This is a genomic window from Blastococcus litoris, from assembly GCF_003075095.1.
GTDB lineage: Bacteria > Actinomycetota > Actinomycetes > Mycobacteriales > Geodermatophilaceae > Blastococcus_B > Blastococcus_B litoris.
Genome location: NZ_QCZF01000023.1, coordinates 1 through 1,118, shown reverse-complemented (window position 1 = coordinate 1,118; position 1,118 = coordinate 1). Strand labels below are relative to the sequence as shown.

Below are 1,118 nucleotides of genomic sequence, written 5' to 3'. Positions count from 1 at the left end.
TGTACTGCCCAGCGACGTTGGTTGAGGGCGTGTGACCACGAGATCTGATTGAGCGGTCTTGTGAAGGGAGGACCTCCGGACGTGGAGTGGAGCTGCTGAAGGCACCCACGACACGAACCCGGAGGTCCTCGTGGCCCACGCTAATGCCGCTCTGACTCCTCGCATGCGCCTGCGTCTGGCCCGCGCCGTGGTCGAGGACGGTTGGACGGTCTCCTACGCAGCGGCGGTGTTCCAGGTCGCCTACCCGACGGCCAAGCGCTGGGCGGAGCGCTACCGCCAGGCCGGCCCGGCCGGCATGGTCGACCGCTGCTCCCGCCCGCACCACTGCCCGCGGCGCACTCCCCGGCCGCTGGTCCGGCGGATCGTGCACCTGCGCTGGAAGCAGCGGCTGGGACCGGTGGACATCGCCGACCGACTCGGACTGCCGGCCTCGACTGTCTACGCGGTGCTGCGCCGTTGCCGGATCAACCGGCTCTCCCACATCGACCGGCGCACCGGCGAGCCGATCCGCCGCTACGAGCACGAGCGCCCCGGCTCGCTGCTGCACGTCGACGTCAAGAAGCTGGGCAACATCCCCGACGGCGGCGGCTGGCGCTACGTGGGCCGCCAACAAGGCCAACGCCACCGCGCCGCGACGCCTGGCAAGCCGCGCAGCGCGCAGCGCGATCCCAAGATGGGCACCGCGTTCGTGCACACCGTGCTCGACGACCACAGCCGGGTCGCCTACGCCGAGGTCCACGACGACGAGACCGCCGCCACCGCCATCGGGGTCCTCCGCCGGGCGGTGGCCTGGTTCGCCGCCCGAGGAGTCACCGTCGAGCGCGTGCTCTCCGACAACGGCTCGGCCTACCGCTCCCACGCCTGGCGCGACGCCTGCCTCGAGCTCGGCATCAAGCCCAAACGGACCCGGCCCTACCGACCGCAGACCAACGGCAAGATCGAACGCTTCCACCGCACCATGGCCGACGGCTGGGCCTTCCGCCGGATGTTCCTCACCGAACTCGCCCGCCGCCAGGCCCTACCCGGCTGGCTACACGAGTACAACCATCACCGGCCCCACACCGCGATCGGACGCCGCCCACCGATCACACGGCTGACCAACGTGTCTGGTCAGTACA

The 1,118-nt window shown here is 70.8% G+C and carries 1 protein-coding gene; it reads left to right on the top strand.

Features of this window, described 5'->3' with window-relative positions:
* Positions 1-130: 130 nt before the first annotated feature.
* Positions 131-1,118: IS481 family transposase (locus DCS98_RS22425; protein ID WP_116453704.1), on the top strand; the 988-nt coding region annotated here is incomplete at its 3' end.